Annotated in this window: 27 protein-coding genes; 11 read left to right on the top strand and 16 right to left on the bottom strand. The window is 57.3% G+C overall.

All coding sequences use genetic code 11. The features are described 5' to 3' along the window. Positions 1-27 precede the first annotated feature (27 nt). Entirely contained in the window at positions 28-651 is a 624-nt protein-coding gene (locus tag EJA72_RS26265) for a hypothetical protein (protein WP_157714786.1), read from the bottom strand. Then, positions 648-926, bottom strand: a complete 279-nt coding sequence (locus EJA72_RS26260; RefSeq protein ID WP_157714785.1) for a Cro/CI family transcriptional regulator — start codon at positions 924-926, stop codon at positions 648-650. The genes EJA72_RS26265 and EJA72_RS26260 overlap by 4 nt, the downstream gene beginning before the upstream one ends. Positions 927-1,033: 107 nt before the next feature. Here EJA72_RS26260 and EJA72_RS26255 point away from each other — a divergent pair, with 107 nt between their 5' ends. Beyond that, positions 1,034-1,753: an XRE family transcriptional regulator gene (locus EJA72_RS26255; RefSeq protein ID WP_157714784.1), complete on the top strand. Its 720-nt coding sequence runs from the start codon at positions 1,034-1,036 to the stop codon at positions 1,751-1,753. A gap of 26 nt (positions 1,754-1,779) precedes the next feature. Continuing rightward, positions 1,780-2,418 (top strand): BRCT domain-containing protein, encoded by a 639-nt coding sequence (locus tag EJA72_RS26250; protein ID WP_157714783.1) that lies wholly within the window; start codon positions 1,780-1,782, stop codon positions 2,416-2,418. Here the strand turns inward: EJA72_RS26250 and EJA72_RS26245 are convergent. From EJA72_RS26245 to EJA72_RS26220, 6 genes are all read right to left on the bottom strand, one after another. Beyond that, on the bottom strand, positions 2,378-2,725 hold the full coding sequence (locus EJA72_RS26245) for a hypothetical protein (RefSeq protein WP_256679773.1): 348 nt from the start codon (positions 2,723-2,725) through the stop codon (positions 2,378-2,380). The genes EJA72_RS26250 and EJA72_RS26245 overlap by 41 nt on opposite strands. After that, positions 2,722-2,943, bottom strand: a complete 222-nt coding sequence (locus tag EJA72_RS26240; RefSeq protein WP_157714782.1) for a hypothetical protein — start codon at positions 2,941-2,943, stop codon at positions 2,722-2,724. Before EJA72_RS26240 ends, EJA72_RS26245 begins: the two co-directional genes overlap by 4 nt. 16 nt (positions 2,944-2,959) lie before the next feature. Further along, positions 2,960-3,517 (bottom strand): hypothetical protein, encoded by a 558-nt coding sequence (locus EJA72_RS26235; protein ID WP_157714781.1) that lies wholly within the window; start codon positions 3,515-3,517, stop codon positions 2,960-2,962. Between the two features lie 135 nt (positions 3,518-3,652). Next, complete coding sequence (locus tag EJA72_RS26230; RefSeq protein WP_157714780.1) at positions 3,653-3,904, bottom strand: DUF1654 domain-containing protein; 252 nt, start codon at positions 3,902-3,904, stop codon at positions 3,653-3,655. 49 nt (positions 3,905-3,953) lie between these two features. Beyond that, on the bottom strand, positions 3,954-5,573 hold the full coding sequence (locus EJA72_RS26225; protein WP_157714779.1) for a recombinase family protein: 1,620 nt from the start codon (positions 5,571-5,573) through the stop codon (positions 3,954-3,956). Beyond that, on the bottom strand, positions 5,570-6,616 hold the full coding sequence (locus tag EJA72_RS26220) for a hypothetical protein (RefSeq protein ID WP_157714778.1): 1,047 nt from the start codon (positions 6,614-6,616) through the stop codon (positions 5,570-5,572). Before EJA72_RS26220 ends, EJA72_RS26225 begins: the two co-directional genes overlap by 4 nt. Positions 6,617-6,740: 124 nt before the next feature. Here EJA72_RS26220 and rimO point away from each other — a divergent pair, with 124 nt between their 5' ends. The 6 genes from rimO to tsaA all read left to right on the top strand — a co-directional run bounded on the left by rimO (position 6,741) and on the right by tsaA (position 11,828). Further along, a complete protein-coding gene (gene rimO, locus EJA72_RS26215) occupies positions 6,741-8,063 on the top strand; it encodes a 30S ribosomal protein S12 methylthiotransferase RimO (protein ID WP_157714777.1) in 1,323 nt (440 codons plus the stop codon). 114 nt (positions 8,064-8,177) lie between these two features. After that, the gene (locus EJA72_RS26210; protein ID WP_157714776.1) at positions 8,178-8,651 is read left to right on the top strand and encodes a GNAT family N-acetyltransferase; all 474 of its coding nucleotides are present in this window, start codon (positions 8,178-8,180) and stop codon (positions 8,649-8,651) included. Between the two features lie 91 nt (positions 8,652-8,742). Further along, complete coding sequence (locus EJA72_RS26205) at positions 8,743-9,453, top strand: rRNA pseudouridine synthase (RefSeq protein WP_157714775.1); 711 nt, start codon at positions 8,743-8,745, stop codon at positions 9,451-9,453. 75 nt (positions 9,454-9,528) lie between these two features. Next, a complete protein-coding gene (locus tag EJA72_RS26200; protein WP_038979193.1) occupies positions 9,529-9,999 on the top strand; it encodes a DUF1456 family protein in 471 nt (156 codons plus the stop codon). A 203-nt stretch (positions 10,000-10,202) separates the two neighbouring features. After that, on the top strand, positions 10,203-10,973 hold the full coding sequence (locus EJA72_RS26195; RefSeq protein ID WP_157714774.1) for an SDR family oxidoreductase: 771 nt from the start codon (positions 10,203-10,205) through the stop codon (positions 10,971-10,973). Between the two features lie 156 nt (positions 10,974-11,129). Then, on the top strand, positions 11,130-11,828 hold the full coding sequence (tsaA, locus tag EJA72_RS26190; protein WP_157714773.1) for a tRNA (N6-threonylcarbamoyladenosine(37)-N6)-methyltransferase TrmO: 699 nt from the start codon (positions 11,130-11,132) through the stop codon (positions 11,826-11,828). Between the two features lie 146 nt (positions 11,829-11,974). Here the strand turns inward: tsaA and fpr are convergent, their stop codons facing one another. Beyond that, positions 11,975-12,754 carry a ferredoxin-NADP reductase gene (gene fpr / locus EJA72_RS26185; protein WP_008054100.1) on the bottom strand — a complete coding sequence of 260 codons (780 nt, stop codon included), beginning with the start codon at positions 12,752-12,754 and terminating at the stop codon, positions 11,975-11,977. A gap of 122 nt (positions 12,755-12,876) precedes the next feature. Here fpr and EJA72_RS26180 point away from each other — a divergent pair, with 122 nt between their 5' ends. Continuing rightward, entirely contained in the window at positions 12,877-13,803 is a 927-nt protein-coding gene (locus tag EJA72_RS26180) for a LysR family transcriptional regulator (RefSeq protein WP_157714772.1), read from the top strand. Here the strand turns inward: EJA72_RS26180 and EJA72_RS26175 are convergent. The 3 genes from EJA72_RS26175 to EJA72_RS26165 form a co-directional block, all read right to left on the bottom strand. Continuing rightward, positions 13,800-14,162, bottom strand: a complete 363-nt coding sequence (locus EJA72_RS26175) for a diacylglycerol kinase (protein WP_008010143.1) — start codon at positions 14,160-14,162, stop codon at positions 13,800-13,802. The genes EJA72_RS26180 and EJA72_RS26175 overlap by 4 nt on opposite strands. A 75-nt stretch (positions 14,163-14,237) precedes the next feature. After that, positions 14,238-14,888: a response regulator transcription factor ErdR gene (gene erdR / locus EJA72_RS26170; protein ID WP_157714771.1), complete on the bottom strand. Its 651-nt coding sequence runs from the start codon at positions 14,886-14,888 to the stop codon at positions 14,238-14,240. 210 nt (positions 14,889-15,098) lie between these two features. After that, positions 15,099-15,842 (bottom strand): tRNA-uridine aminocarboxypropyltransferase, encoded by a 744-nt coding sequence (locus EJA72_RS26165; protein ID WP_157714770.1) that lies wholly within the window; start codon positions 15,840-15,842, stop codon positions 15,099-15,101. A gap of 190 nt (positions 15,843-16,032) precedes the next feature. Between EJA72_RS26165 and EJA72_RS26160 the strand changes: the two genes are divergently transcribed. Further along, positions 16,033-16,458, top strand: a complete 426-nt coding sequence (locus EJA72_RS26160) for a PA3611 family quorum-sensing-regulated virulence factor (protein WP_157714769.1) — start codon at positions 16,033-16,035, stop codon at positions 16,456-16,458. Here the strand turns inward: EJA72_RS26160 and EJA72_RS26155 are convergent, their stop codons facing one another. Then, positions 16,459-16,653, bottom strand: coding sequence for a hypothetical protein (locus EJA72_RS26155; protein ID WP_157714768.1), 195 nt, complete (start codon positions 16,651-16,653; stop codon positions 16,459-16,461). It abuts the gene before it with no gap. A gap of 365 nt (positions 16,654-17,018) precedes the next feature. Between EJA72_RS26155 and EJA72_RS26150 the strand changes: the two genes are divergently transcribed. Continuing rightward, on the top strand, positions 17,019-18,137 hold the full coding sequence (locus EJA72_RS26150) for a TIGR00730 family Rossman fold protein (protein ID WP_157714767.1): 1,119 nt from the start codon (positions 17,019-17,021) through the stop codon (positions 18,135-18,137). A 44-nt stretch (positions 18,138-18,181) separates the two neighbouring features. Here the strand turns inward: EJA72_RS26150 and recX are convergent, their stop codons facing one another. The 3 genes from recX to EJA72_RS26135 all read right to left on the bottom strand — a co-directional run bounded on the left by recX (position 18,182) and on the right by EJA72_RS26135 (position 20,294). Continuing rightward, positions 18,182-18,649: a recombination regulator RecX gene (recX, locus tag EJA72_RS26145; RefSeq protein ID WP_157714766.1), complete on the bottom strand. Its 468-nt coding sequence runs from the start codon at positions 18,647-18,649 to the stop codon at positions 18,182-18,184. Positions 18,650-18,657: 8 nt separating this feature from the next. Further along, entirely contained in the window at positions 18,658-19,710 is a 1,053-nt protein-coding gene (gene recA / locus EJA72_RS26140) for a recombinase RecA (protein ID WP_157714765.1), read from the bottom strand. An 83-nt stretch (positions 19,711-19,793) separates the two neighbouring features. Beyond that, positions 19,794-20,294, bottom strand: a complete 501-nt coding sequence (locus EJA72_RS26135) for a CinA family protein (RefSeq protein WP_178129592.1) — start codon at positions 20,292-20,294, stop codon at positions 19,794-19,796. Positions 20,295-20,340 lie beyond the last annotated feature (46 nt).

The following is a 20,340-nucleotide window of genomic DNA, read 5'->3' as shown; positions in this document are numbered from 1 at the left end:
TGTCCTTGCCCAGGGAAGTCACAGAGGCTAGTTCACCCGGGACAGGTGGGGCTTAGGGGGCTGCTCGAGCAGAACACTCTCGGCGCGCGAGCGCAGTTCGCTGCAACGAGCCTCGACCGAACGTAGCCGATCGACAAATTCAGGCAGCTTGTCCAGGTCCTCGATGTCGATGCGTCCGTCAGCCAGTATCTCGCTGCCCAGGGCGACCGTATTGCCCAGGCGGGCCACCAGTTGGCCGAACGCCCCCAATGGGTTCCCATCGCCATCCAGCTCGCGCGCACCAGTCAGCCCATGACGGTGGGCCAGCTCATTGATGCAGCAGTCCTTAAAGTCGCCTTCCAGCGCGTCTACCCATGACTCCTCGATCCAGCTCGGCAGATCTACCTCACCACTGAGCCAGCGCCCGACACGGCGCAGCCAAGAGCCTGATGCTCTCAGGAACGACGTGGTGTCGTTGCCCAGGGCAAGTGCATCGAAGTCGGGCACGTCCTTACTGACAGCCTTGGCAGGGATCTGACGATGCAGATTGCAGCTCAACGCCTGGGCGAAGTCATCCTGGCTGAACCCGGTGCGCGCAATCATCTCGGCGGCATGGGCAACCAAGACCTGATCGCGAGAAATCGTTAACTGTCTTGGGTTGGACATATTCATGGCAGATGACAGCCTTTAGGCTGCTGAAAATCCCCGTCAAGCGGTGACTTAGAGCCATCGGTGTCATTAGAGAGCGAAGGTAATGACACGTATTCTTGGGAAGGAAACGGGCGTGTTTCTTGAGCTTCGAAAGAACCATCTTCCGCCACCGTCACAACGATGTTTCGGCGGGTCCGGATAGCTTTTGCGATAGACGCTGGCTTGACGCCAAGCGCTCGCGCAACAGTCGCCTGCCCGAGTCGAACGACGAGGTCCTCCAGCGAAATTTTTTCCATGTCATACACCCCAGAACGACGAGTTCTGAGAATATTAGCCGGCGGCTTATAATTAATCAATGCCGGCGGCTAAACAAAATAATTAGCCAACGGCTTATACTCAAAAAATGTCTAAGAAAAAACCTTTATCTGACGCGCATTTGGCAGAATGCCATGCCGCCAACGCTCTCTTTCTGTCGAAAAAGAACGCACTTAAACTCAGCCAGAAGAAAATTGCAGACACTGCAGGAATCACCCCTGCGTCGGTTAACCAGTACCTAAATGGCGTCAACCCTCTTAACGCTAGGTTCGCGTCAGTACTGGCAAGGCTGCTGGAGGAACCTGTCGAAAGTTTCAGCCCGCGCTTGGCGGCTGAGATTGCTGCAATGACCTCTGATGCAGACCACTCCAACGTCGCGCCCATGCTGCAGCCGCACAGGGAAGCTAGGGAGTACCCCCTGATCACCTGGATCGCTGCGGGCGAGCGCCTTGAATCGTCTGCCTGTTATCCCACTGGCATCGCGGACGAATGGCTAAGTTCCACCGAAAACGCCGGCCCGCGCGGCTACTGGCTCAAGGTCAAAGGCAAGTCGATGACTGCGGAGACGCCGCCTAGCTTCCCTGAGGGTACCCCGATCCTGATCCGCCCCGAGGGTTTCGACCTAATCAGCGGTAAGTTCTACATCGCTCGCCACACCATCAGTGGCGAACACACCTTCAAGCAGTACGTCCAGGACGCTGGCGTCGGTTATTTGGTACCTCTCAACCCCGAGTACCAGACCGTTACCCTAGATGGCACGTGGGAAATCACTGGCCGGGCAATCGATGCCAAGATCACTGGTATGTAGTCCATCCCCCACAAGGAACGTGAGTAATGTCTGACCTGCACGACGAGTTCAAAAACAGCCGTTTCTTCAATGCCGACCGCATGGATCGTCGTAGCGCCGACGTGCTTGCTGGTCTGGCCGCTGGCATCGCCGCTGACGGCGTAGTCACCATTGACGAGGCCAAGTTCCTGCGCCAGTGGATCGACACCCAGTTGGTCCACCTGGATGACCCGGTCATCAACTTACTGTACCAACGTATCAGTTTGATGCTCCAAGACGGTGAGCTTGATGCCGAGGAGTCCGCGGAGCTGCTTGACACCCTGCGTGGCTTCGCTGGCCTCAGCGTTTCCGGCCCATCAACCAAAGCCTACAGTGCTCCTAACCCCCTGCCTCTCAACCGCCCAGAACCCGAGATCGTCTGCGACGGCCGCGTGTTCGTCTTCACCGGTACCATGGCCTTTGGTCCACGTAAGGAATGCGAGCGAGTTGTGCGCGAACGTGGTGCAAACATTGGTCCTGGCATTAGCAGGAAGGTCGACTATTTGGTAGTTGGCAGCATCGGCAATGAGCAATGGTTGCACAGCAGCTATGGCACAAAAATCCTCCGCGCGGTAGAGCTGCGCGAGGAAGGCATGTCTATCGCCATCATTGGCGAAGACCACTGGCAGCGGGTGTTGCTGGGCTGATCGCATCCAGATCGACATTTCTTCTGGCACGCTTATGCGGTTTCGGTGTGTTCTGTCTGACTAATCCTGGTGGTGCGCTGTGCACCACGATATGGCCCTGTCCGATCTTGAAGTTCTTAATCACAGCGATGCACACGTTCCAAGCTTCCCGGGCTACAGCGTCGCCAGACTCGACGACGTTGCCCTGGTCGTCGATGATCGCCAGTCGCGCCGGGCGGCCGTCGATGGTAGTGAACTGATAACCGCTAGTGACATTGGCGCTGATAAAGCCATGTTCCAGAGTGCCTGTCTTGGGAATACCGATCATGGCCGTGCCCCCTGCTCTGCTGTGGTGTCTGTGTACTTGTTGACTATCAATGCGATGGTATTCGCATGCAGTGACCGGGCGTTCTGGGCTCCATCTATAGCACACCAGTTTTCGGACTCAATCGCGGTGTCTATGTCCGCATTCGCATTTCTCCAGCCAGCGATGCCTTTGGTCAGCAGTCGTTTGTCTAGTTCTGAAAGGGTGATGTTCATAGTCATGGTCGCCCCCATTCCCCTAAGCCGCGCAGCGGTAGTTGGCAATCAGTTCTTGAACGCAACCAGAAAGCAGTTCGTAGGCTAGCACCCGATCATTGGGCAACAGCAGCGGCAGGGTCAGCCCGACACTGTCCAGCTCGAAGCGAAAGACTGTGCGCGAAGGATCGCTATTGCTGGGATGCAGCAACAGGTCAAGGTGTTCAATCCCGTCAGCAGGAAGGTGATAGGTACCTTTGCGCAATCGAACCGCAGCGAGCAGCACTGACTCCATGCCACTCACTAGCAGGTACTCGTCAACCTCCGGCACGCTGCGAAGGGAAACACCGTTGGCCAGCTCTTCCAGATAAAGGGCAACCCGCTCAGCAGTATTTTTACGGTGGGCCAAGGTGATGGTGTTGACGCTATCGCCCAATTCGACGCGCACAGATACGGCTCTGGCGCACTGCTCAATGACTACGTAGGCCGTGGCACAGCTCACGCCGTTCTCGTTGTGCAGGGGGTGAGGGAAGGTGCCGTTCTGGCTGACCTGCCAGGTCAACTGCGACCGGGAATCAGAAGAAAGGTTGAGGGTATTCATACTGGGGACCTCCGAAGCGATCAGGGCAGCGCTAAGTGCTGACTTGAACTGACGGAGACAAGTTAGCCGCCGGCTAACATATAGTCAATACCGGCGGCTTATTTTGTGCCTGCGAATTTATTAGCCGCAACCTACTCAACAGGAATGCTGATTCGTCCACCTTAATTGAGCGACACCATCCCCCAGCAGCGTCACGCGCACGCTCTCTTCTGCGTCCAGTTGCTCGATCAATTTATCCCAGTCCTCCAACCGCTCACTGGACTGCCGGACAATTACCGTCTGTCGCTTAGCTTGCGCGGCCGGGCTGTTAACCTGGCGATGGACTCGAGAATTGAGTTGCTCGTAACGCGAGAACGATTGGAAAAAGACAACGGGATGAACAAGCATAAGGCACCTAGCCACTACTGTATATACAAACAGTATCACAAGCAGCCCTCTAATCCCAATCTTCGCTGGCCACCCAATTCCCGCTGCGTCTATCAATCTGGATCAACCGGTGCTGACCTGTGCGGGATAACAACTGCACATCAATGGATCGCCCTTTTCGACCATCTGGATCCAGCCCCCTCATAAAGATGACAATCCGCTCGAACGTATCCATGACCAACTGGCGGACTTTCTCCCTCGCGTCGTAATTCCCGGCGGACACCAATTCCGACAGCTCCTCCCATCGCTCTGCCTGTGCAGGCCTGGAAGCTCCGGACACTGCAGACAGCTCGTACTCCAACTGCACAACCTTCTGCTCGGCAAGGACTTGCTGCGCTTCCAGCTCGCGAGCCTTGCGGACAAATGCGAGGGGGGCCGAACCACTTTCATCATCCAGCAGCGCCTCCGTGATTTTGCCGAGCTGTGCGGTGATTTTCTCCGCTGCTGCACGGGCAACGACCAACTGGCGGCGAACACCTTGGCCATCATCTCCAACCTGCAGCAAGCGCTGCAGGTTGAGTTGGTCAGAACAGAAGTTCAGCAGCGCACGCTCAATTGGCACGACGCTGCAGCTGCCACTTGCCGAGCAGCCGCCGTTCTTGCTGTATGAAGTGCAGTGCAGACGTCTATTGCCATCGGCGAGACTTCCATCCTCGCGCCGACGGTGCATGATGTTTTGAGCCACCAGAGCGGTACCGCAGTAACCGCAATAGGTGAGGCCGATGCCGGTAATGATCCCGGGTATTTCACCAGCTCCACGGCGTCGGTGTCGTTGGCTAGCCAGATGTTGGAGTTCTGCCCACTCCGTGTCGGAGAGAATCCGAGGGTAATACTCCTCGAGCATGTAAGCCTCGCCATCCACAGCCAGCCGCTTGACTCCGCGCAGCGCGGGTAACTTGATCAGTCGGTAAACTTGCTGGCCAGAAATCCCCCAACTGGAAAGTTCGAATCCCTCCTGGTGCATCACGTTGGCTGCTCGTCCGGCACCAAGACCTTGTTGATACAACTCCAGAGCTCGACGTACGGCGCTGACGCGCTCAGGGATCAGTTCCCAACCCTGATCGCTCCACCGCAACCATTGCGGGTCTTTTCCATTGCGGATCAATCCACGGAATGAGCCGGCTAGCCACCCTTCGCACTGTCGGCGGATCGCGGCTTTAACGCGCTTGCTCTTTGTGTCGGATTCTTCATGCGCCCGTATCATCACCAGGAGCGAATAGACCAGGTCCATTGGCTGCGCCTTCAAACCCGCCCGGTTGTACTCGCGCCCATCGCTAGCGGTGACGACTGTAATACCTGCATTGATGATCTGGGCCAACTGAGCCTGAGCCTGTATAGGCTCCGCTCGACTCAAGCGGTCCAAGCCTTCAACTACCAGGACTGATCCGCTGGCGATCCGCCCGTCCTCGATTGCCCGGAGGAAAACTCCTAACGCCCCCTGAGTGACGTGCCGCTGGTGGTAAGCAGACAATCCCTCATCTTTGAGTGTGAGTGTCGCATCCAACTCCATACCGTTCTTTGCCGCCCAGGTTGCAGCGTAGGCAAGTTGGCGGTCCGCACTACTCCCAGCAGCCTGTCGAGGATCTGAAAAGCGAAGATAACTAAATACTTTGACACTACCAGCACTCATACTTTATCGGCTTTCGATTCTGTTTCCTTCTTCGACTGAAAAACACCCCTCATCTTCTCCATAGTTGTATGGACAACCCCCATGGACTCGATCATATAGTTGAAATCGTTAGCTACCCCCCCTTTATAAGTTGGCCAGCCCGCGTCTTCCTTGAGAATTTCAGTCATTTTATCGCGAATGCTTTCATCAGCCTCGCCTTTAAACTCTCGCAAAGCATAGTAACTCAATAGATAACGGTCATACACGGACCTAACCCTTAGGCAGGACAATGAAACTTCTACATAATATCGATACTGCTTAAAGAACCAGGCAGCAAGAAACTCCACAATAACAAAAGTCATTGAGCAGGCGGCCATCCCAACAAACATTACATTTGGATCTGGGTGCGTTAGGTTCGCAAACATTTGCCAAATGACAATAGCAACGACATAGAAAACCAATCCGCCCGCCATGAAAGCCACACCCTTATCCAATAGCTTGGTCGCTGTGACTTCAGAGCTTGTAGCATAGGCAGAAAGAGATTTCAGTATACTCGAGATATAAATTTCAAAAGGCGTATCACTGGACACCGCGCCATAACTAAAAAAATCCTCCTTCAGCCCAACTAAATCATCATTAGATGCGGACTTTGCAAGTTTACTCTCTGCTTCCAGCGCTGCAAAGTCTACCCCAGTCGCGATGCGAATTGCCCAACGACCGAGTTTAGACAATGAAGAAGTTATATTAACCTGCCCATCAAGACTACTACTAACCTTTTCAAAAGTAGCAGTACCCAACGTTGACATCAAAAGTGCAAAAGCAATCAAAACCGCACCAGCACCGAATATTAACGCACCTAACGCGACTTTGTTTTCAAACGCTTTTTCAATGACATCCGGGCGATTAAATGACAGCAAGCCATAAACAACAGATAACGCTGCGGCGTAGGAGAATAGCGCTCCAAGCAAACCTGACAATCCGTTTGCTTTGCTTGAGTTTCTCCGCACAACATAAATCCTTCCGCCCTTTGCTGTACCTACTTTGATATTTTCCCTATTAGACATACCTTCCTCCTCCCAATGAGAACGCCAACCAATCGCGATAATTGTTTTTGCGCATTTTTTGACCAGCGTTTAGAATCGCGCGCCTTGAAATTCGACCAGGGCGAACCCTGCAGGCTATGAGTATATGAGTAATAATCCACGTGTAGGGTTTGTATCGCTAGGGTGCCCCAAAGCACTGGTCGACTCCGAGCGCATCCTTACCCAGCTGCGCATGGAAGGCTATGACGTCGTGTCCACTTATCAGGACGCGGACGTCGTGGTGGTCAACACCTGCGGCTTCATCGATTCCGCCAAGGCTGAGTCGCTGGAAGTGATCGGCGAAGCCATCAAGGAAAACGGCAAAGTCATCGTGACCGGCTGCATGGGCGTCGAAGAAGGTGCCATCCGCAACGTGCACCCGAGCGTGCTGGCCGTGACCGGTCCGCAGCAATACGAGCAAGTGGTCAACGCCGTGCATGACGTCGTGCCGCCGCGCCAGGATCACAACCCACTGATCGACCTGGTGCCACCGCAAGGCATCAAGCTGACTCCACGCCATTACGCCTACCTGAAGATTTCCGAAGGCTGCAACCACAGCTGCAGCTTCTGCATCATCCCGTCGATGCGCGGCAAGCTGGTCAGCCGTCCGGTCGGTGATGTGCTCGACGAGGCCCAGCGCCTGGTCAAGGCCGGCGTCAAAGAGCTGTTGGTGATCTCGCAAGACACCAGCGCCTACGGCGTCGACGTGAAGTACCGCACCGGTTTCTGGAATGGCGCGCCGGTGAAAACCCGCATGACCGAACTCTGCGAAGCCTTGAGCACCCTCGGCGTCTGGGTCCGTCTGCACTACGTTTACCCGTACCCGCACGTCGACGAGCTGATCCCGCTGATGGCCGCCGGGAAAATCCTGCCGTACCTGGACATCCCGTTCCAGCACGCCAGCCCGAAAGTCCTGAAAGCCATGAAACGCCCGGCTTTCGAAGACAAGACCCTGGCTCGCATCAAGAACTGGCGCGAAATCTGCCCGGACCTGATCATCCGTTCGACCTTCATCGTTGGCTTCCCGGGCGAAACGGAAGAAGACTTCCAGTACCTGCTGGACTGGCTGACCGAAGCCCAACTCGACCGCGTCGGCTGCTTCCAGTACTCGCCTGTCGAAGGTGCCCCGGCCAACCTGCTGGACGCGGCCATCGTGCCGGACGACGTCAAGCAGGACCGTTGGGACCGCTTCATGGCGCATCAACAAGCCATCAGCTCGGCGCGCCTGCAAATGCGCGTTGGCCGTGAAATCGAAGTGCTGGTCGATGAAGTCGACGAGCAAGGCGCGGTTGGCCGCTGCTTCTTCGACGCCCCGGAAATCGACGGCAACGTGTTCATCGACAACGGCAGCAACCTGAAGCCGGGCGACAAAGTCTGGTGCAAAGTCACCGACGCCGACGAATACGACCTGTGGGCTGAACAGATCTAAACGCAAAAAATACGAAAAGCCCCGCTCTCTTGACGAGATGCGGGGCTTTTTTACGTCTATCGTTTTGTGGGAGAAAGGACTCGCACACTCAACGGTGAAAAGGGGCATCCGGCCATGCGCCACCACTCGGTCATCCACACGCCGAAACTGAGCGATTACGCAGAACTCACGCAAGTCTGGGAAGCCTCGGTGCGCGCCACCCATGATTTTCTGCCCGAGAGTTACATCGAACTGCTGAAGAACCTGGTGCTGACCCGTTACCTCGACGCGGTGATGCTGATTTGCACCAAAGACCGGCGCCAGCGCATTACCGGGTTTGCCGGCGTAGCGGCGGGCAAGATCGAAATGCTCTTCATCGACCCGGCGCACCGTGGCCAGGGGCTCGGCAAGCAGCTGCTACGCTATGCCATGGAACACTTGAATGCCGATGAGCTGGACGTCAACGAACAGAACCCGCAGGCCCTGGGGTTTTACTTCAAGCAGGGTTTCGAGGTGATCGGGCGTTCGGAGGTCGATGGCATGGGCCAGCCGTATCCGTTATTGCATATGCGCTTGCGTCAAAACCAACAGCAATCAGGCCACGGCTGACACCACAAAAAGCAGTCACACTGAAATGGAGCCGGGATTAACCGGCGCCAGGCAGGTACAATGCCCACCCCCTTTTTGTTACGGCCCTGTCATGACTGACCCGATTCGTCTCTCCAAACGCCTCATCGAACTCGTCGGCTGTTCCCGTCGGGAGGCTGAGCTGTTCATCGAGGGCGGCTGGGTCACCGTGGACGGTGAAGTCATCGACGAGCCGCAATTCAAGGTCGACACGCAGAAAGTCGAGCTCGACCCAGAAGCCAAGGCCACCGCGCCGGAGCCGGTAACCATTCTGCTGAACGTGCCCGTGGGCATGGATGCGGAAACGGCCATGGCGACCCTCAGCGCCGACACCCTGAGCGAAGAACACCGCTTCAGCAAACGCCCGCTCAAGGGCCACTTCCTGCGCCTGACCGCCAGCACCGACCTGCAGGCCAACGCCAGTGGCCTGTTGGTGTTCACCCAGGACTGGAAAATCCTGCGCAAACTCACCGCCGACTCCGCGAAGATCGAGCAGGAGTATGTGGTGGAAGTTGAAGGCGAAATGGTCGCTCACGGCCTCAACCGCCTGAATCACGGCCTGACTTACAAGGGCAAGGAATTGCCTGCGGTCAAAGCCAGCTGGCAGAACGAAAACCGCCTGCGTTTCGCGATGAAGAACCCACAACCGGGCGTGATCGCCCTGTTCTGCCAGGCCGTTGGCCTGAAGGTCGTCGCCATCCGCCGCATTCGCATCGGCGGCGTGTCCATCGGCAAGGTGCCGTTGGGGCAATGGCGCTACCTGTCCGGCAAAGAGAAGTTCTAAGACTTTTCACGCCGCCCTACTTTTTGGCGCCGCGGCTTATGCGGCGCCCACTGCCGAATATCAGGATTGCACACCATGATTCATAACGACGTACTGCGCAGCGTGCGCTACATGCTCGACATCAGCGACAAGAAAGTCATCGAGATCATCAAGCTCGGCGGCATGGACGTGAGCCTGGAAGACCTGCTGACCTACCTCGACAAGAAAGAAGAGGACGAGGAAGGCTTCGTACGCTGCCCGGACGAAGTCATGGCGCACTTCCTCGACGGCCTGGTGATCTTCAAGCGCGGCAAGGACGAAAGCCGTCCGCCGCAGCCGATCGAAGTGCCGGTGACCAACAACATCATCCTGAAAAAACTGCGCGTGGCCTTCGAGCTGAAAGAAGACGACATGCACGCGATCCTCAAGGCCGCCGAGTTCCCGGTGTCCAAGCCTGAGCTGAGCGCGCTGTTCCGCAAGTTCGGCCACACCAACTACCGCACCTGCGGCGACCAGCTGCTGCGTAACTTCCTCAAGGGTCTGACCCTACGCGTTCGCCCGCAGTAGCCTGCCCCTGTAGGAGCGAGCTTGCTCGCGATGGATTCGAAAACACCGCGTTTATCCAGAAAGCACGCGTTATCGTTATCGACCATCGCGAGCCAGCTCGCTCCTACAAGTCCGAATGCCCCTTCATTCCTCGCAAAAATAGTGGCTCCGCTTCCGGCGGCTGACGACTAGGGTGTACTGACCTTCAGTTCTCAGGATTCGCCATGCACCCGTACTTTTCCCTGCAAGGCCGCACCGCTCTGGTGACCGGCGGCACCCGTGGTATCGGCAAAATGATCGCCAAGGCTTATGTCGAGGCCGGCGCTACCGTGTACGTCTGCGCCCGGGATGCCGAGGCGTGTCAGCAAACGGCTGACGAGTTGAGCGCTTTTGGCCGTTGCCACGCGTTAGCTGCCAACCTGGCCACCGAAGAAGGCGTGCTCCAGCTCGCCACGCGACTCGGCGAACAGATCAGCCATCTCGATATCCTGGTGAACAACGCCGGAACCACCTGGGGTGCACCGTTGGAAAGTTACCCGGTGAAGGGCTGGGAAAAGGTCATGCAGCTCAACGTGACGTCGGTGTTCAACTGCATCCAGCAATTCCTGCCGCTGCTGCGAAAGGCCGGTTCAGAGAAGAACCCGGCACGCATCATCAACATCGGCTCGGTGGCGGGGATTTCTTCCTTTGGCGAACAGGCTTATGCCTACGGCCCGAGCAAGGCCGCCCTGCACCAACTGTCGCGGATTCTGGCGCGCGAACTGGTGAGCCAGCACATCAACGTCAACGTGATCGCGCCGGGGCGCTTCCCGAGCAAGATGACGCAGCACATCGGCAATGATGAGCAGGCGCTGGCAGAAGATACGGCGTTGATTCCGATGAAGCGCTGGGGGCGGGAGGAAGAGATGGCGGCGTTGGCGATCAGCCTGGCGAGTACGGCAGGGGCGTACATGACAGGGAATATTATTCCGTTGGATGGGGGGTTTAGCCTCTGACACCTGCTTTTGTGGCGAGGGAGCTTGCTCCCGCTCGGTTGCGAAGCAGCCGCGTGCCTTTGGGGGCGCTTCGCACCCCAGCGGGAGCAAGCTCCCTCGCCACAGAGTGTGCATGGGTTATCATGCCGGCCCCCACCCCCGCCTCGACCGCTAAACATGACCTACAGCGTTTCCCCCATCGGCTTCGTGCGCTCCTGCTTCAAGGAGAAGTTCGCCATCCCGCGCCAACCGCAACTGGCCCCGGCCGCCCGCGGTGTTCTGGAATTGGTCGCGCCATTCGATCAGGGCGATGCGGTACAAGGGCTGGAACAGGTCAGCCACGTCTGGCTGCTGTTTCTGTTTCATCAGGCCCTGGAAGAAAAACCACGCCTCAAAGTCCGCCCGCCACGCCTGGGCGGCAATAAATCCATGGGTGTGTTTGCCACCCGTGCGACGCATCGACCCAATGGCATTGGCCAATCCGTGGTGAAGCTGGACAAGGTTGAGGCCAATCGCCTGTGGATATCCGGCATCGACCTGCTCGATGGCACGCCCATTCTCGACATCAAGCCCTACGTGCCGTACGCCGACATCATCGACACCGCCTCCAACAGCATCGCCAGCGCCGCGCCGCTGCTGATTCCCGTGCAGTGGACGGACTCATCACTGCAACAGGCCCACGACCACGCTCAGCGCCTTGAAGAACCTTTGGTGGAACTGGTCGAGCAATGCCTGGCGCAAGATCCGCGCCCGGCGTACCAGACGCCGACACCAGAGCGGGAATATGGCGCGCAGTTCTGGGATGTGGATGTGCGCTGGCATTATCCCGAGCCCGGTGTGATTCGAGTCCTCGAAGTCATCTCGGCGAAGGTCTGAACACCAAAAACAACTGTGGGAGCGAGCCGGCTCCGGGCGGCGTTCCGACGATTGCGGTGTGACAGTCAACATTGATGTCGACTGACACTCCCCCATCGCGAGCCGGCTCGCTCCCACAGGTAAAGCAGAGCGGTTAAGCGGTGTTCTTATTTCTCGACGAACGCGCGCTCAATCAGGTAATCACCCGGCTCGCGCATCCGCGGCGAAACTTTCAGGCCGAAGCTGTTCAACACTTCGCTGGTCTCGTCGAGCATGCTTGGGCTGCCGCACAGCATGGCACGGTCGTCCTGCGGGTTGATCGGAGGCAGGCCGATGTCGCTGAACAGCTTGCCGCTGCGCATCAGGTCGGTCAGGCGGCCTTCGTTCTCGAACGGCTCGCGGGTCACGGTCGGGTAGTAGATCAACTTGTCACGCAATGCATCGCCAAAGAACTCGTTCTGTGGCAGGTGCTCGGTGATGAACTCCCGGTAAGCGACTTCGTTGACGTAACGTACGCCGTGGCACAGGATCACTTTTTCGAAACGCTCGTAGGTTTCCGGGTCCTGGATGACGCTCATGAACGGCGCCAGACCGGTACCGGTGCTGAGCAGGTACAAATGTTTGCCAGGCTTCAAGTCGTCCAGTACCAGCGTGCCCGTAGGCTTCTTGCTGATGATGATCTCGTCGCCTTCCTTCAGATGCTGCAACTGTGAAGTCAGCGGGCCATCAGGCACCTTGATGCTGAAGAACTCGAGATGCTCTTCCCAGTTCGGGCTGGCAATCGAGTAAGCGCGCATGAGCGGCCGGCCGTTGGGCTGTTGCAGGCCGATCATCACGAACTGACCGTTCTCGAAGCGCAGGCCCGGATCGCGGGTGCACTTGAAGCTGAACAGAGTGTCATTCCAGTGGTGAACACTGAGGACACGCTCGTGGTTCATGTTGCTCATGTACGTGGGACTCCTGGAGATTTTGCCTGCGCCGATGATGTGCGCAATTGCATCGCATTCTAATGGCAGCGACAATATCTGTTAAATGGATTATTAAGATAAGGGTTATCGGTTATATAGATATGCGATTTACTCTCCGTCAACTTCAAGTATTCGTCGCCGTCGCCCAGCAGGAAAGCGTATCCCGTGCTGCGGGCCTGCTCAACCTTTCGCAATCGGCGGCGAGCACCTCGATCACCGAACTGGAGCGCCAGTCCAGCTGCCAGCTGTTCGACCGCGCGGGCAAACGGTTAAGCCTCAACGCCTTGGGCAAACAACTGCTGCCACAAGCGGTGGCGCTGCTCGACCAGGCCAAGGAAATCGAAGACCTGCTAAACGGCAAGTCCGGTTTCGGCTCCCTCGCCGTCGGCGCGACGCTGACCATCGGCAATTATCTGGCGACGCTGCTGATCGGCAGCTTCATGCAGCGCCACCCTGAAAGTCAGGTGAAGCTGCATGTGCAGAACACTGCCAATATTGTGCAACAGGTTGCCCATTACGAAATTGATCTGGGTCTGATTGAAGGCGATTGCAGCCATCCGGACATCGAAGTGCAAAGTTGGGTCGAGGATGAGTTGGTGGTGTTCTGTGCACCGCAGCATCCGCTGGCCAAACGTGGCATGGCGACGATGGAAGAATTGAGCCACGAGGCGTGGATTCTGCGCGAGCAGGGCTCGGGCACGCGGCTGACGTTCGATCAGGCCATGCGCCACCATCGAAGCTCGCTGAACATTCGCCTGGAGCTGGAACACACCGAAGCGATCAAGCGGGCGGTGGAATCAGGACTGGGGATTGGCTGCATTTCGCGCCTGGCGCTGCGCGACGCCTTCCGGCGCGGCAGCCTGGTCGCGGTGGAAACCCCGGACCTGGACCTGGCGCGGCAGTTCTATTTCATCTGGCACAAACAGAAATATCAGACGTCGGCGATGCGCGAGTTCCTTGACCTGTGCCGCGCCTTCACCGCCGGGGTTCAGCGCAGCGACGAGATCGTGCTGCCTACCATCGCTTAAAGCAGGATGACCGCCCAGACCAGCGCGATCATGCTCAACGCCACAAACTGTGCGGCGCTGCCCATGTCCTTGGCGTTTTTGGACAGCGGGTGCAGTTCCAGGGAAATGCGGTCGATCGCCGCTTCAACAGCGGAATTCAGCAACTCGACGATCAACGCCAGCAGGCAGACAGCAATCAGCAGCGCCTGCTCGACGCGGCTGACATTCAAGAAGAATGAAAGCGGAATCAGGATAACGTTGAGCAACACCAGTTGCCGAAAAGCCGCTTCACCGGTGAAGGCGGCGCGCAAGCCATCCAGCGAGTAACCGGAAGCATTGAGGATGCGTTTTAGGCCGGTCTGGCCTTTGAAAGGTGACATAAGAGTAGGCAACTGATCAGAAAGAGTGGGAAAGCTAGATCAACCAAAGTCAAAAAAGCGTGAAGGTGCCACTGTTTAGTGGCTAGAAATTGACTCAAGTTGTTGCAGCAGCAACGCTGCCTGAGTTCGGGTCCGCACATTCAGCTTACGAAAAATCGCCGTAACATGCGCCTTGATCGTCGCCTCGGAGACGCTCAATTCGTAGGCAATCTGCTTGTTCAACAACCCTTCGCAGACCATGGTCAACACGCGGAACTGCTGCGGCGTCAGGCTTGCGAGGCCTTCGCTGGCGGCTTTGGCTTCGTCGGAAACACTCACCGCCTCGAAGGCCTGGGGCGGCCAGAAAACGTCACCGTCCAATACGGCTCTTACGGCTTTCTGGATAACGCTCAAATCGCTCGATTTAGGAATGAAGCCGCTGGCACCGAATTCACGGGACTTCACCATGATCGAAGCTTCTTCCTGGGCCGAGACCATGACCACCGGAATCTGCGGGTACTGGCCACGCAACAGCACCAGCCCGGAAAAACCGTACGCCCCCGGCATGTTCAGGTCGAGCAGCACCAGGTCCCAGTCGGCCTTCTCGTCGAGACGGATTTCCAGTTCGGCAATGCTTGCCACTTCCACCAGACGGACATCCGGGCCAAGGCCCAGTGTCAACGCTTGATGCAAGGCGCTACGAAATAGAGGGTGGTCATCGGCAATCAGGATTTCGTATGTGGCCATTTTTCAAATGATCCTGTTTTTTCAAACAACTCGAGGTACAGCCACGGAGCTGCACCAACGGGGCACGTTCAACGCCAATCGCGTGGCTATTCACGCAAAAAAACGGCGTATCAAACATTGGCCGCGCCCCAATCGGCGCCAAGCATGCCCAGCGAAGCCGGGGTGGTCAAGATGCAGGGCGGCTACAGTTCTTTGCAGTATGGGCGACAATCAGCCGATGACAGGGGCGCCGTTCTGCACAAAGGGCATCAGCTCCGCATGTGCCGGTGTTGAAACGTTCATATCCAGCTGATGCTTGGCATCCAGGTAATGCTGGCTGAACACGTCAAAATAGGCGTCCAGTGCCGATGCCGTCTCGACATCGCCCGCCAGATCAAGACACAACGCCGCCACTTCAGCGGTGCACAGGTGCTCGCTGCGGGTAGACCGGCGCAACCGATAGCGCGACAGCTTTTCAGGCAACAGGCTCAGGATCGGGAGCGCATCAAAATACGGACTCTTACGGAAAATCTTCCGGGCTTCGGTCCAGGTTGCGTCCAGCAGAATAAACAGCGGCCGTTTGGTGCTGTCGACGTCGACCGTGTTCGTCACCCGCTCAGGCTCGACATACTCACCCGGAAAGACCAGATACGGTTGCCATTGCGGGTCGCTGAGCAATGCCAGCAATTTCGGGTCCGTTTCCGTGCGTGACCAGATAAAGGCATGGTTATCGCGTACGACATCAGCGATCAGCCAACCGGTGTTACTCGGTTTGAACACTTCCTTGTTGGTCATGATCAGGCACACGCCGCTGCGGGTCTCGACCTGTGGACGCCAGACGCACAGACAATGACTCTCGATCACACGGCAGGCGCGGCAACGGGTTGCCCTCCAGCCACGGGCCTGAATCGGCTTGATGCCTTCTTCTTCGCGCTCATCGCGCAAACGGGCTACCGCGTTGGGAGCGTGGTTCATCGTGGGCAACGCCGGCAGACAGGAAAACTCGACACGAACAGCACTCAAGGCAATCAATAAAGACCGGCAGTTTACCAGAGCGGTTGGCACAAGCCTGTACCGTCCAGACGGGCTCCCCTATAATTCGCCGCCACTGAACGCACAGTCATGTGGCTGGTCGAACCACCAGTCACTGAACCAGGAGAGTTTCATGCTGCGCCTTATCGTTCCCACCGCTGCCATTCTGCTGGCGTCGTCCTTCAACGCTCAGGCTGCATCCTTGAGTGAGCAGAATCTCAACAGAGAGCTGCGCAACGTCGCCGCACAAAGCAGCGCCGGCACGCCACGGGCGATCAACGAAGACATTCTTGATCAGGGCTACACCGTCGAAGGAAACACGCTGATCAACCACTTGAGCGTGCAAAGCAGCCACGCGCAAAAGATGCGCGCCGACCCCAAGGCCGTGTATTTCCAGCTGGGCGCGTCCGTGTGCAACAACCCGGGCTTCCGCAAGCTGATGGCAAAGGGCGCCGTCATGCGTTACGACTTTACCGAGGTGAAGACCAATCGCGCAGTCGGTTCCGCGAGCTTCCAGGAATCAGATTGCCCGAAAGCCACACCCGCGAAGAAAAAGTAATTACCGAGGATTGGCGCGCCGTTGTTCATCTTCGGCGCGCAATTCTGCCACCAGCGCCTGCAAGTATCGCGAGCGCCGGTCGGCCCCCTCCAGACGCCGACAGCACTCCTCTTCGAGACTCAAATGATTGGTCTCGGCCGAAGACTTCAACAATCGATACAGTCGCGTATCGATCTCCAGAATGACTCTGGTCATGGCTACCGCCTCCCTGCCCTTCGCCCTTGATGGCGCGATAAATCCTTGGAACTGCATGTACCGTGCGTCTTGCCTTTGACGCAAAGTTGTCGCGTTACGCCTGTAACTTAGTAAATCAGACTGACAGACACTTGGCTCACGTTCAGACGAGCGGTGAAACCACCTTGCAAATCGTCAATAAGCGGTTGCCAGGAAAGACTTTACGGCGCAATGATCAAGTCAGCGCAATCCTCTTCGAGGGTCTAGATTCATAGTGTTCCCGTTCACTTTTCAGGGCAGGAAAGGGGCTGCCCGTTACGCGTTCTATTGTGCGAATGTTTCCTTCATCCAAGGGAAAAACAGAGCCTGTATGGAAGGAGAAGTTGATGCCTTACCAACCGAATGACCTCCTGAGCCGTCATTTTGAAGAAAGCGGCCACGACCTCATCAGCAAGGTCGAAGAGCAACTCAACCTTGTTTCACCCAACAGCCCGAATATTCCGATTTATCGCGACATGATCCTGACCGTGCTACGCATGGCCCAGGAAGATCACAACCGCTGGAATGCCAAGATCACCCTGCAAGCCCTTCGCGAACTGGAGCATGCCTTCCGTGTGCTCGAACAGTTCAGGGGGCGGCGTAAAGTCACCGTGTTTGGTTCGGCGCGAACGCCTATCGAACACCCGCTTTACGGTCTGGCCCGGGAACTGGGCGCCGCCCTGGCGCGCTCGGACCTGATGGTGATCACGGGTGCCGGTGGCGGCATCATGGCGGCGGCGCACGAAGGGGCCGGCCGGGACCACAGCCTGGGATTCAATATCACCCTGCCCTTCGAGCAACATGCCAATCCCACCGTGAACGGCACAGCCAACCTGTTGCCCTTCCACTTCTTCTTTACCCGCAAGTTGTTCTTCGTCAAGGAAGCCGATGCGCTGGTCCTGTGCCCGGGCGGTTTCGGCACGCTGGATGAAGCACTCGAAGTGCTGACGTTGATCCAGACCGGCAAGAGCCCGCTGGTGCCTGTAGTGCTTCTGGATGCTCCGGGCGGCAAGTTCTGGCAAGGCGCCCTGGATTTCATCCGCACCCAACTGGAGGAAAATCGCTACATCCTGCCAACGGACATGAAACTCGTCAGCCTGGTGTACAGCGCTGAAGAAGCGGTGGAGCAGATCAACCAGTTCTACAGCAACTTCCACTCCAGTCGCTGGCTCAAACATCAGTTCATCATTCGCATGAATCACAAACTCAGCGACCGAGCACTCGAGCACATGCAGGAAGCATTTGCCGACCTGTGCCTGAGCGATCATTTCCATCAACATGCCTACAGCGAAGCAGAGCATGACGAAGCGCAATTCAGCCATCTGGCGCGATTGGCCTTCAACTTCAATGCTCGTGATCATGGGCGACTGCGGGAGTTGGTGGACTACATTAACCTGCCGGAAAACTGGGCTCAGTCCAAACCCCAGGCACAACAACGCACGCGGGAGCCGTCAAAGGTTACGTGAGGCAAAAAAAAACGGCCCGCTATCAAAATAGCGGGCCGTTTCATTCAATCGTCCATCCCTCGGCCGCTGAACAAGCGGCTGATCATCTCCATGGAATACCCCCGATAGGCCAGGAACCGCCCTTGCTTGGCGCGCTCCCTGGCGTCTATCGGTAAATGCCCGGAGAACTTGCGCCGCCAGGTGTCTTCCAGCTGTTCCTGCCAGTTGATACCGCTCTCGCGCAATGCGAGTTCGATATCGGCGCGTTGCAATCCACGCTGACTCAACTCTTCGCGAATACGCATAGGGCCATAGCCGGATCGGGCGCGGTAGGAAACGAAGCTTTCGATGTAACGGGATTCGGACAGCAGGCCCTCTTCCGTCAAGCGGTCGAGTGCGGTGTCGATCATTTCTGGGAGGGCGCCGCGCTGACGCAGTTTACGCGTCAGCTCGACTCGACCGTGCTCGCGTCGCGCGAGCAGGTCCATTGCGGTTCGCCGCACCGCGACGAGTGTATCGAGTACGGCGGTCATCGGATCAATCAGATATCAGCATCAGCCAGATCATCAGCAGTCTCTTTGACTGGCGATGCTTTGACGTCCGGCGATGGGGTCAGCAGCTTGTCGCGCAACTGCTTCTCAAGCTTCGCCGCGATTTCCGGGTTGTCTGCCAGGAACTTGGCCGAGTTGGCCTTGCCCTGACCGATCTTGGTGCCTTCGTAGGCATACCAGGCACCGGATTTCTCGACGAAACCGTGCAGAACCCCCAGGTCGATCATCTCGCCGTTGAGGTAGATGCCCTTGCCGTAAAGAATCTGGAACTCGGCCTGACGGAACGGAGAAGCAACCTTGTTCTTCACAACCTTGACGCGGGTTTCGCTACCGACGACTTCATCACCTTCTTTCACCGCGCCAGTACGGCGGATGTCCAGACGAACCGATGCGTAGAACTTCAGCGCGTTACCACCGGTGGTGGTTTCCGGGCTGCCGAACATCACGCCGATTTTCATACGGATCTGGTTGATGAAGATCACCAGGCAGTTGGCGTTCTTGATGTTACCGGTAATTTTACGCAGCGCCTGGGACATCAGACGGGCTTGCAAGCCCACGTGCATGTCACCCATTTCGCCTTCGATTTCAGCCTTTGGAACCAGGGCAGCCACGGAGTCGACGATGATCACGTCAACAGCGTTGGAACGCACCAGCATGTCGGTGATTTCCAGGGCCTGCTCGCCGGTGTCCGGCTGGGAAACCAGCAGGTCGTCGACGTTGACGCCCAGTTTGCCAGCGTACTCAGGGTCGAGGGCGTGTTCAGCATCGACGAACGCGCAAGTTGCGCCGGCTTTTTGAGCCTGGGCAATCACGGACAGTGTCAGCGTGGTTTTACCGGAGGATTCAGGACCGTAGATTTCAACGATACGGCCTTTTGGCAGACCGCCAATGCCGAGCGCGATGTCCAGACCCAGAGAGCCAGTGGAGATAGCCGGGATCGCCTGACGGTCCTGATCGCCCATACGCATTACGGCACCCTTGCCGAATTGACGTTCGATCTGACCCAGGGCCGCAGCCAAGGCTTTCTTCTTGTTGTCGTCCATTAAAGTCCTCACGTAATCAATAAGGCCTGACGGCCAACACCTGTATAAGTAGCCAGTATTATTCCACAGCGATTCAGGATCGCCTACCCCTGATTTGAGATTTCTCCCATGGCATGACGTAGCAGCCCCTCTAGCGCGGCCTTCACCGTTTGTCGGCGGACCTCGTCCCGGTTGCCGGGGAAGTGCTGGACCTCGCTGAACACCTGTTCGCCCACACCCCAGGCCAGCCATACGGTGCCCACTGGCTTGTTCGGCGAACCACCGTCCGGCCCGGCCACACCACTGACCGCCACCGCAAAATGCGCCCGGCTTTTTTCCTGCGCGCCGCGGACCATGGCCTCGACCACTTCGCGGCTGACCGCCCCTACCGTGGAAAACAACGCTTCCGGGACATTCAGTTGCTGGGTTTTCTGTCGGTTGGAGTACGTCACATAACCGGCCTCGAACCACGCCGAACTGCCCGGGATCCGGGTGATCGCTTCACTGATCCCGCCGCCGGTACAGGACTCGGCGGCAGTGACGTGAGCATTGAGAACCTGCAGGCGCCTGCCAAGTTCAGCGGCCAGTTGAGTGATTTCTTTCACGGTCATCTCCTGATCGAGCGGAATGGGAACTACCGTACACGAGCGT

Origin of the sequence: Pseudomonas sp. PB120, assembly GCF_009761815.1 — a bacterium.
Taxonomy (GTDB): Bacteria; Pseudomonadota; Gammaproteobacteria; order Pseudomonadales; family Pseudomonadaceae; genus Aquipseudomonas.
This window is presented reverse-complemented; position numbering and strand designations above follow the sequence as displayed.

Bases quoted from the DNA above. Each gene is read 5' to 3' on its own strand.
- EJA72_RS26265 (WP_157714786.1), bottom strand. From the start codon at position 651: ATGAATATGTCCAACCCAAGACAGTTAACGATTTCTCGCGATCAGGTC.
- EJA72_RS26260 (WP_157714785.1), bottom strand. From the start codon at position 926: ATGGAAAAAATTTCGCTGGAGGACCTCGTCGTTCGACTCGGGCAGGCG.
- EJA72_RS26255 (WP_157714784.1), top strand. From the start codon at position 1,034: ATGTCTAAGAAAAAACCTTTATCTGACGCGCATTTGGCAGAATGCCAT.
- EJA72_RS26250 (WP_157714783.1), top strand. From the start codon at position 1,780: ATGTCTGACCTGCACGACGAGTTCAAAAACAGCCGTTTCTTCAATGCC.
- EJA72_RS26245 (WP_256679773.1), bottom strand. From the start codon at position 2,725: ATGATCGGTATTCCCAAGACAGGCACTCTGGAACATGGCTTTATCAGC.
- EJA72_RS26240 (WP_157714782.1), bottom strand. From the start codon at position 2,943: ATGACTATGAACATCACCCTTTCAGAACTAGACAAACGACTGCTGACC.
- EJA72_RS26235 (WP_157714781.1), bottom strand. From the start codon at position 3,517: ATGAATACCCTCAACCTTTCTTCTGATTCCCGGTCGCAGTTGACCTGG.
- EJA72_RS26230 (WP_157714780.1), bottom strand. From the start codon at position 3,904: ATGCTTGTTCATCCCGTTGTCTTTTTCCAATCGTTCTCGCGTTACGAG.
- EJA72_RS26225 (WP_157714779.1), bottom strand. From the start codon at position 5,573: ATGAGTGCTGGTAGTGTCAAAGTATTTAGTTATCTTCGCTTTTCAGAT.
- EJA72_RS26220 (WP_157714778.1), bottom strand. From the start codon at position 6,616: ATGTCTAATAGGGAAAATATCAAAGTAGGTACAGCAAAGGGCGGAAGG.
- rimO (WP_157714777.1), top strand. From the start codon at position 6,741: ATGAGTAATAATCCACGTGTAGGGTTTGTATCGCTAGGGTGCCCCAAA.
- EJA72_RS26210 (WP_157714776.1), top strand. From the start codon at position 8,178: ATGCGCCACCACTCGGTCATCCACACGCCGAAACTGAGCGATTACGCA.
- EJA72_RS26205 (WP_157714775.1), top strand. From the start codon at position 8,743: ATGACTGACCCGATTCGTCTCTCCAAACGCCTCATCGAACTCGTCGGC.
- EJA72_RS26200 (WP_038979193.1), top strand. From the start codon at position 9,529: ATGATTCATAACGACGTACTGCGCAGCGTGCGCTACATGCTCGACATC.
- EJA72_RS26195 (WP_157714774.1), top strand. From the start codon at position 10,203: ATGCACCCGTACTTTTCCCTGCAAGGCCGCACCGCTCTGGTGACCGGC.
- tsaA (WP_157714773.1), top strand. From the start codon at position 11,130: ATGACCTACAGCGTTTCCCCCATCGGCTTCGTGCGCTCCTGCTTCAAG.
- fpr (WP_008054100.1), bottom strand. From the start codon at position 12,754: ATGAGCAACATGAACCACGAGCGTGTCCTCAGTGTTCACCACTGGAAT.
- EJA72_RS26180 (WP_157714772.1), top strand. From the start codon at position 12,877: ATGCGATTTACTCTCCGTCAACTTCAAGTATTCGTCGCCGTCGCCCAG.
- EJA72_RS26175 (WP_008010143.1), bottom strand. From the start codon at position 14,162: ATGTCACCTTTCAAAGGCCAGACCGGCCTAAAACGCATCCTCAATGCT.
- erdR (WP_157714771.1), bottom strand. From the start codon at position 14,888: ATGGCCACATACGAAATCCTGATTGCCGATGACCACCCTCTATTTCGT.
- EJA72_RS26165 (WP_157714770.1), bottom strand. From the start codon at position 15,842: ATGAACCACGCTCCCAACGCGGTAGCCCGTTTGCGCGATGAGCGCGAA.
- EJA72_RS26160 (WP_157714769.1), top strand. From the start codon at position 16,033: ATGCTGCGCCTTATCGTTCCCACCGCTGCCATTCTGCTGGCGTCGTCC.
- EJA72_RS26155 (WP_157714768.1), bottom strand. From the start codon at position 16,653: ATGACCAGAGTCATTCTGGAGATCGATACGCGACTGTATCGATTGTTG.
- EJA72_RS26150 (WP_157714767.1), top strand. From the start codon at position 17,019: ATGCCTTACCAACCGAATGACCTCCTGAGCCGTCATTTTGAAGAAAGC.
- recX (WP_157714766.1), bottom strand. From the start codon at position 18,649: ATGACCGCCGTACTCGATACACTCGTCGCGGTGCGGCGAACCGCAATG.
- recA (WP_157714765.1), bottom strand. From the start codon at position 19,710: ATGGACGACAACAAGAAGAAAGCCTTGGCTGCGGCCCTGGGTCAGATC.